The 6,481-nt window shown below is 46.2% G+C and carries 8 protein-coding genes; 2 read left to right on the top strand and 6 right to left on the bottom strand.

Annotated elements, in window-relative coordinates:
• Positions 1-485 precede the first annotated feature (485 nt).
• Positions 486-2,246, top strand: coding sequence for a B12-binding domain-containing radical SAM protein (locus tag AS888_RS23475; protein WP_061144512.1), 1,761 nt, complete (start codon positions 486-488; stop codon positions 2,244-2,246).
• A gap of 38 nt (positions 2,247-2,284) precedes the next feature.
• Here AS888_RS23475 and AS888_RS26230 read toward each other — a convergent pair whose 3' ends face one another.
• Together AS888_RS26230 and AS888_RS26225 are read right to left on the bottom strand one after the other, a co-directional pair.
• Positions 2,285-2,431, bottom strand: a complete 147-nt coding sequence (locus AS888_RS26230; RefSeq protein WP_185113159.1) for a hypothetical protein — start codon at positions 2,429-2,431, stop codon at positions 2,285-2,287.
• Positions 2,431-2,589, bottom strand: coding sequence for a hypothetical protein (locus tag AS888_RS26225; protein ID WP_061144505.1), 159 nt, complete (start codon positions 2,587-2,589; stop codon positions 2,431-2,433). The genes AS888_RS26230 and AS888_RS26225 overlap by 1 nt, the downstream gene beginning before the upstream one ends.
• Positions 2,590-2,712: 123 nt before the next feature.
• Between AS888_RS26225 and AS888_RS23465 the strand changes: the two genes are divergently transcribed.
• Positions 2,713-3,054, top strand: coding sequence for a DUF3905 domain-containing protein (locus tag AS888_RS23465; RefSeq protein ID WP_061144504.1), 342 nt, complete (start codon positions 2,713-2,715; stop codon positions 3,052-3,054).
• Positions 3,055-3,120: 66 nt separating this feature from the next.
• Here AS888_RS23465 and AS888_RS23460 read toward each other — a convergent pair whose 3' ends face one another.
• From AS888_RS23460 to AS888_RS23445, 4 genes are read right to left on the bottom strand one after another with little or no spacing between them, the layout of a single operon-like run.
• Positions 3,121-4,098, bottom strand: coding sequence for a quinone oxidoreductase family protein (locus AS888_RS23460; RefSeq protein WP_061144503.1), 978 nt, complete (start codon positions 4,096-4,098; stop codon positions 3,121-3,123).
• A 17-nt stretch (positions 4,099-4,115) separates the two neighbouring features.
• A complete protein-coding gene (locus AS888_RS23455) occupies positions 4,116-4,895 on the bottom strand; it encodes an enoyl-CoA hydratase/isomerase family protein (RefSeq protein WP_061144502.1) in 780 nt (259 codons plus the stop codon).
• A 15-nt stretch (positions 4,896-4,910) separates the two neighbouring features.
• The gene (locus AS888_RS23450; protein WP_061144501.1) at positions 4,911-5,690 is read right to left on the bottom strand and encodes an SDR family NAD(P)-dependent oxidoreductase; all 780 of its coding nucleotides are present in this window, start codon (positions 5,688-5,690) and stop codon (positions 4,911-4,913) included.
• Between the two features lie 5 nt (positions 5,691-5,695).
• Complete coding sequence (locus AS888_RS23445; protein ID WP_061144500.1) at positions 5,696-6,478, bottom strand: 2-phosphosulfolactate phosphatase; 783 nt, start codon at positions 6,476-6,478, stop codon at positions 5,696-5,698.
• Positions 6,479-6,481: the final 3 nt, after the last annotated feature.

The raw sequence follows: 6,481 nt of genomic DNA, 5'->3' as shown, positions 1-6,481 counted from the left end.
CCGCGGAAAGCGAGTGCCTGGAGTGGAAATCAACGTCTAAATTGTACAGGCCATAAAAATAGACAAACTCGATTTTCATCGAGTTTGTCTACAGTCTGAAGCTTTTTAAAAGAAAGCTGTTATGAATGCAGGTGAACTCGAGGATAATGAAGTTCACCTGCATTCTTTTGATACTCCCCTTTTCATTGCACACAATCCGGCACAAGCTTTTTAGCGGACGTTCCGGGCGCTTTCTCCCTAGCGCTTGGGAGATCCCCCCTATGTACGACATTCCCAAGTGGGAGTCTGACACCTTTCGTTTCAGTAATCTCGATAATAATGAAGCGGGCTTCCAACGTTCAGGTTGCGGAGTCCCTTTTCACTGATGGTTTATAAAATAATAATTCTGGTTATCCGTTTTTCAAATGGTGTAGGCTATGGTAGAATTACTCGTTAGTGTTTACTGTCTTAATTAGAACATGAAAGGAGACAGGCGTTTCTTCATGATGAATATAATCATTAGTACCCTTAACGCAAAATATATCCATACATCGCTCTCGATACGATATTTAAAGGCGTATGCCCAGCCGGATTATGAGGTGCAGCTGGCGGAATATACGATAAAAGACCCGATCATGAACATTGTAGGTGACCTTCATTCCAAAAAACCTGATGTCGTCGGATTCAGCTGTTATATCTGGAATATCGAGGAAACGATGAAAGTCATAGCCATGCTTAAAAAAATCAATCCAGAATTAATCATCATTCTCGGGGGGCCTGAAGTTACGTATGATGTTAACGAGTGGCTTGACCAAATTCCCGGAGCTGATTTTATCGTAATGGGAGAAGGTGAGGTCACCTTCAAGTCCCTTTTATCTGAAATAGAAGGATCACAAGACTATAAGAGGATTGGCGGCATCGCCTATCGGGAGGACGGAAAAAAAATCATCCAGCCGCAGAACGGCAAGGTTGATCTCAAATCGCTTCCTACCCCCTATCGTTTGGAAGAAGACCGCCGTGATCTATCCAAGCGGGTCACCTATATCGAAACCAGCCGCGGCTGTCCGTTCAGCTGCCAATTTTGCCTTTCCTCCATCGAAGTGGGTGTCAGGTATTTTGACCGTGAAAAGATTAAGGAAGATATCAGGTACTTGATGAATAATGGGGCAAAGACCATTAAATTCGTTGATCGGACCTTTAATATCAGCCGAAGCTATGCGATGGATATGTTCCAATTCTTGATTGATGAACATCAGCCGGGAGTGGTGTTCCAGTTTGAAATCACTGCAGACATCATGCGTCCGGAGGTTATCCAGTTTTTGAACGACAAGGCTCCCGCAGGGCTGTTCCGCTTTGAAATCGGTGTACAATCAACAAACGACCATACGAATGATCTCGTCATGCGAAGACAAAACTTCGAAAAACTGACCAGGACCGTTACGATGGTGAAAGAAGGCAAGAAAATAGATCAGCACTTAGATTTGATTGCCGGTTTACCTGAAGAAGATTATCTAACCTTCAAAAAGACCTTCAATGATGTTTTCGCACTCAGACCAGAAGAGATGCAACTTGGCTTTTTGAAAATGCTCCGCGGGACTGGGTTGAGGATACGTGCCGATGAACATCGGTATATTTACAGTGAACATGCACCCTATGAAATTCTCGGGAATAATGTTTTGTCCTTTGATGATATCGTGCGGATCAAGCAAGTGGAGGATGTTCTTGAAAAGTACTGGAATGATCATAGGATGGATCATGCGACTGAATACCTGGTCAACACGGTCTTTCAATCGCCCTTTGACTTTTTTCAGGCCTTCGGAACATTTTGGGATCAACAAGGGTGGTCCCGTATCGGACATCAATTGGAGGACTTATTCAAACGGCTGCTGCAGTTTCTGGCATTCCGTGAGCCGAGTCAGCTGGAAACTATTACAGGTCTCATGAAGTTGGATTATTTCAATAATCAAAAATTCAAGCCGCGTAAACCATGGTGGGAACCATCACTGGACAAACAAGGGCGGAAAGAGATTTATGATGCCATCTTATCCGAACCTGAGCTGCTTGGGGACAAATATTCAGCCTTGGGGCTTAATGAAAAGGAAATCCACAAACATACATTGCTTGAGGCCCTCCCTTTTGATTTGGGTATCTATTTAACTGAGGGAACCATCATCGAGAAGCCTTCGATCATGCTCACTTATTTCGATCCGGGCGGTAATGGCTCAAAGGTCTTCGCCATGCCCGATTCAAGAATTTCTGTATTGTAAGAACAAGGACGGATCCAAAATGGATCCGTCCCCTTTTTTTACTTATTATCCCGCTTTTTATTTTCTTTTGCCAATATTTCATAAATCTTGGTTGCGTTCATGTCACCGCTGAATTCCATTCCGAACTCTGTCCGTACATGTTCTCCGATCTGTTTTTCCGCTTGGGGCCGCTTGTCCTTATTCATTAACTTCTTCCTTTTCTGCCCTGCTTTGAATTGCGGTTGGCACCCTTCATTGGGTTTTCTTCTGCTGCAAACTCATTTGAGAAGTCATTTTCAGCTTGGTTTCTTTTTGGGGTTTTACTTGCTTTGACAGCTCCATCCACATTGGCTTTCCGTTTCATTTTCATCCATCCTTTTTCAATAAAGTTAACGGTTTATGATGGGGTAATTAGGACGGAAATTATTCAGGGATAATATAGGGACAGACGAGAAAAATAACCGTAAACAAAAAAGGGAGATAGGCTATGAAAAAGAACAAGAAAATGGATTCACCCATCATCGCGGATACACAGCCGCACCAAATCAATGCGCCAAGCTTTAAAGGAACGGGCATAAAACCACAAGCTCCATTTGTTAATGATTACGGCGTCGTGATCGGGGACAGTAAATATGCATCAGAAAACTCCCCCCTTGAAAATTGGAGTGAAGATACCGATCCCGAAATCATGGCTGGAGACGAATGGATCCATCCCACCAATGATATAGGCTGGAATACAGCGGAAAACCGTGAACTCTTAGAAGCAAAAAGAACGCCCCAGCCGCCCTTTTTGCATCCTGAAAAAGATGTCAGCGCCGAAACGGATTGAATTGCTCTTTGCTTTTAATCCTTTGGGAAAAAGGGGTGTACCGCTCCTTCGGTGCACCCCTTTCCTTCATTTAACCTGCAAGATCAATTTCCCGGTCGTTTGACGGGTATTCATTTCTTCATGAACATTGGCTGCCTTTTCAAACGGATAGATTCCGCCGATCGTCAGTTTAAGCTCTCCTGATGCAACGTATGAAAAAAGGTCGTCGATGCTGGGCAAAAGCAAATCAGGATTTTTCATGATTTGGGGCAGGAAAAAGCCTACGACGGATTGATTGCGTCTCATTAATTGCTGCGGGTTCATCGTATAGCCCTCACGGCTGGCATTGCCAAATACAACAAGACGGCCGAATGGTGCCAGGCACTTCAACGTTTTATTGAATATGTCACCCCCAGCCATCTCCAGCGCCACGTCAACTCCCTTCCCTCCTGTGGCCTCGCGAACCTTCAATTCCCAGCCTTCCTCCGTGTAATCGATTAGTACATCAGCCCCCAGTTTTTTAGCCAACTCCAACTTTTCCTTCGTGCTGGCAGTTGCGATCACTTTAGCTGCACCGAAGATTTTCGCAAGCTGGACGGCAATCGTTCCCACTCCCCCTGCTGCGGCATGTACTAATACCGTTTCTCCTTGCTGCAATCGTCCCATCGTCTTTAAAATATGATAAGCGCTTAGCCCTTGGAGAGGCAATGCTGCAGCTTGATGAAAGGAAATGGCATCTGGAAGCGGAATGACAGAGTATTCATCGGACAGGGCATATTCGGAATAGCCACCTGATTCAATTAAGCTTACCACCCTTGTACCTGGTTTGATTTTGGTCACTTTCCCGCCAACCTCCACCACAACTCCAGCCACTTCCGCACCTGGGATGAACGGGAGCGGCGTTGGTACGACATATTGCCCTTCCCTTCTGGCAGTATCCGCATAATTGACGCCGACACAATCAATTTCAATCAGCACCTCATGCCCAGTTGGGACAGGTCTTTCCGTATCCGTCATTTTCAGTACATCCGGCCCGCCATATTCTTTGAATTGAATCGCTCTCATCTTGGTACCTCCCCTCCTCAATTTCCGGTAAATTCCGGTTTTCTTTTCTCCTTGAAAGCAGCAATTCCCTCTAAATGATCTTCCGTTGACGCCATCAGCGTTTGAGTAATTCGCTCTTGCTCGAGCATTTCGTCAAGTGTCGCCGTAAATGAATGGCTAACGAGCTTTTTCATCATTCCATAGGCTTTTGTCGGTCCATTGGCCAGCTTTTTCGCAAGCGTGAATGTTTCTTCCTCAAGTTGATCGAGTGGACATAGATAATTTATGATGCCTAACTGATATAAACGCTCAGCTGAAATCGGTTCAGCCGAGAAAAAGAGCTGCTTTGCAAGATGTGGTCCTACCAGCTTCGGTAAAAAGTACGAACCCCCTCCATCCGAAATCAAGCCAACCTGGGAAAAACTCATGGCAAATTGACTGTCTTCGGAGGCAATGATCAAATCACAGGCAAGGGCCAAATTAAAGCCGGCTCCTGCCGCGAACCCATGGACGGCAGCAATTACGGGAACCTCGGCAGCATCAAGAGCCAATATACAATCATTCATCCTCCCGACATGGTCATATAATTGGCCGGCAGAGGCCTTCCCCATCGATTTCACGTCGCCGCCAGCGGTAAAAGACCGTCCCGACCCTTTGATGACGACTGCCCTTATATGGGGCTTTTCTTTAATCTCCTTGATTTCCTTCGTCAAGTTGGAAATCATCTCCGGACTGAAGGCATTCAAACTTTCAGGTCGATTCAAAGTCAATATCAATACATTGCCTGTTACCTCTGTCAATAAATGGTCTTTTATCATTTTCCCATCTCCTTATTATTTGATTAGCCAGCCGCCGTCGACAAGAATGTCGGTCCCCGTCATATAGGAGGCCTCACTTGATGCAGCAAACGCGATGACGTTGCTAATTTCCTGAGCCTTCCCCACCCGTTCCAATACCGTGTTCCGCTGGATGGACTTCACGAATTTTTCATTTTGCAGTCCATCCTCCGTTAATGGTGTTTCGATGAATCCTGGCGAAACGGAATTGACCCGGATACCCGCAGGGGCCAGTTCCAATGCCAGAGATTTCGTTAAGCTGATGACCCCTGCTTTAGCTGAGCTGTAGTGGGGAATGACTGCTCCCGCCTGATGTCCCGATAAAGAAGCGACATTCACGATTGCCCGATTTACACGGTCTCCCACTTCTCCGCTCGCTCCTTCCACCATCAATTTCCCCAAATGCTTGGACACAAGGAATACACTTTTCAAGTTGACATCCTGAACCATGTCCCAATCATCCTCTGAGGTGTCCAAAAGCTTCGAGGACCTTGATCCGCCCGCATTATTGATTAAAATGTGAAGATCGCGATAATGTTCCTTCACATACATCGCAAGCTCCATGACATCTTCCTCGTCCGTCACATCTGCCGGGAAAATATTGGCGACCGGCCTGGTATGCCTGGCATTTATTTCAGCTGCCGCCTCCTTCAGCTTCGCTTTGGTCCGCCCGACCAGCAATACGCTTGCCCCTTCATCCGATAAACGCTGGGCAGTAGCTTTCCCAATTCCGGAACCTGCTCCTGTCACCACCGCTATTGACTGTGAGAATTTCATCACTTTCACCTCTTATCCGGATTTTGATGCTGCAATTCGAGCCTGCTTGATTCAGCTTCGATTCTTCCATCCACCATTTCGGGAACAAGATCGATCGAGCCTTTATTCGCAGCCAATTTCAAATCGTCGATCAAGCTGTGCCTGTCGAACAGCTGTCCGACATATGATGATTGCAGGATATCGAAAGCATTTTCGATATTCGTGCGATAGAGCGCCTTTGCAGCCTTTGCGGCATCATTGAGGATGAATCTCTCCCGTGAGCCAAGCATCAGGCAATCGATCAAATGTCCTGCCCCGTAAAAATCCTCCAGGCTGAATTCACCTGAGTTTCCGGAACACACGATGATGATCGTTTCGGACTGATGCTGTCGTTTTATTTTTTCTGCAACAGACGGGTTATTCAACAAAGAAGCGATATACACCTTTTTGGCAGCGGCAGAATTTCTCAAAGCAACCGTTCCGTTGGTTGTGGACAGGATGAGCGTCTTATCGCGTACCATCTTCTTCAACAGCGTCGGACTTGGATAGATCAAATCATCAACAGGCGCCGCATTAACCTCTCCTGCCAATACATACTCACCCTGTTCCTCCTCCTTGCTGATTAACAAGCCCTCAGTAGGGTCCATGACAGGTATCACCCGGCGAGCTCCGCTATGAAGCGCCGAAATGATCGAGGTGGTCGCTAACAGCACATCGAGGACGACCGCCACTTTCTCTCCTTCGGAAAGCTTATTCTGCCGGATCTCTTCTTTTTTTAAAAGTAAATGAATGTTTTGTACATGCCCCATGCC

Origin of the sequence: Peribacillus simplex, assembly GCF_001542915.1 — a bacterium.
Classification (GTDB): Bacteria; Bacillota; Bacilli; order Bacillales; family DSM-1321; genus Peribacillus; species Peribacillus simplex_B.
This window is presented reverse-complemented; position numbering and strand designations above follow the sequence as displayed.

Excerpts from the sequence above, each read along its gene's own strand:
- AS888_RS23475 (WP_061144512.1), top strand. The coding sequence starts at position 486 with ATGAATATAATCATTAGTACCCTTAACGCAAAATATATCCATACATCG.
- AS888_RS26230 (WP_185113159.1), bottom strand. The coding sequence starts at position 2,431 with ATGAATAAGGACAAGCGGCCCCAAGCGGAAAAACAGATCGGAGAACAT.
- AS888_RS26225 (WP_061144505.1), bottom strand. The coding sequence starts at position 2,589 with ATGAAACGGAAAGCCAATGTGGATGGAGCTGTCAAAGCAAGTAAAACC.
- AS888_RS23465 (WP_061144504.1), top strand. The coding sequence starts at position 2,713 with ATGAAAAAGAACAAGAAAATGGATTCACCCATCATCGCGGATACACAG.
- AS888_RS23460 (WP_061144503.1), bottom strand. The coding sequence starts at position 4,098 with ATGAGAGCGATTCAATTCAAAGAATATGGCGGGCCGGATGTACTGAAA.
- AS888_RS23455 (WP_061144502.1), bottom strand. The coding sequence starts at position 4,895 with ATGATAAAAGACCATTTATTGACAGAGGTAACAGGCAATGTATTGATA.
- AS888_RS23450 (WP_061144501.1), bottom strand. The coding sequence starts at position 5,690 with ATGAAATTCTCACAGTCAATAGCGGTGGTGACAGGAGCAGGTTCCGGA.
- AS888_RS23445 (WP_061144500.1), bottom strand. The coding sequence starts at position 6,478 with ATGGGGCATGTACAAAACATTCATTTACTTTTAAAAAAAGAAGAGATC.